The organism is Oleiphilus sp. HI0125, assembly GCF_001635355.1.
This window is the reverse complement of the sequence record NZ_LWGF01000322.1, coordinates 1-948: the sequence shown is the minus strand read 5'-3', so window position 1 is coordinate 948 and position 948 is coordinate 1. Positions and strand designations below refer to the sequence as shown.

Sequence of the window (948 nt, the reverse complement as noted above, 5' to 3'; positions counted from 1 at the left end):
CATAGCAGCGGAGGCCATCATAAGCGATGAGCATTATCCAGAAATTCATGCACACTATGAAATTACGTCTTCAGGCAAAGCCGCATTGCAAAGATTAAGAGAGGCGATGCAGCCAGGTTTTGAGCAATTTGATGAGGATTTCGATACAGAAAAGCTACGTGTAGCTGTAGACACATTAAAAACGTATCGACATCGCTTAGAGTGTATCAAGCTTGATGACTAAGCTCTGTTTCTAAGGCTCATGAGCGTGTAAGATAGAGAGAATTTCACTCGTCTTAATTATCTCATGAGTTATCAGGTTCTCGCTCGAAAGTGGCGACCGAAAAATTTTAAGCAAATGGTTGGGCAAGAACACGTCTTGCAGGCCTTAATCCATGCTTTAGAATCGCAGCGACTTCACCACGCTTATTTGTTTACCGGCACTAGAGGTGTCGGTAAAACGACTATTGCACGGATTCTTGCACGTTGCTTAAGTTGTGAACGAGGCATTACCTCAGAGCCTTGTGGCGAGTGCGGAGCTTGTACGTCAATCGAGCAAGGGCGTTATGTTGATCTTATCGAGATCGATGCGGCTTCGCGAACCAAAGTCGAAGACATGCGAGAGCTTCTTGAGAATGTTCAGTACGCGCCAACTGAAGGGCGTTTTAAGATCTATCTGATCGACGAAGTACACATGCTGTCGACGCATAGTTTTAATGCCTTGCTGAAAACTCTGGAAGAACCGCCAGAGCATGTGAAATTCTTATTTGCGACCACCGATCCTCAAAAATTACCGATTACGATCCTATCACGTTGCCTTCAGTTCAATCTGAAGAATATGACGCCGGAAAGAATCGTTCATCACTTGAAGTTTGTTTTATCACAAGAGCAAGTCAGTGCCGAAGATGCCGCATTATGGGCGATAGCTCGGGGTGCTGATGGCAGTATGCGTGATGCCTTGAGTCTGAC

The 948-nt window shown here is 45.4% G+C and carries 2 protein-coding genes; both read left to right on the top strand.

Annotated elements, in window-relative coordinates; all coding sequences use genetic code 11:
* Positions 1-223 (top strand): hypothetical protein (locus tag A3762_RS27070; protein ID WP_197469021.1); only part of this gene is annotated, 223 nt, incomplete at its 5' end.
* Between the two features lie 63 nt (positions 224-286).
* Positions 287-948: DNA polymerase III subunit gamma/tau (dnaX, locus tag A3762_RS04380; RefSeq protein WP_068754243.1), on the top strand; the 662-nt coding region annotated here is incomplete at its 3' end.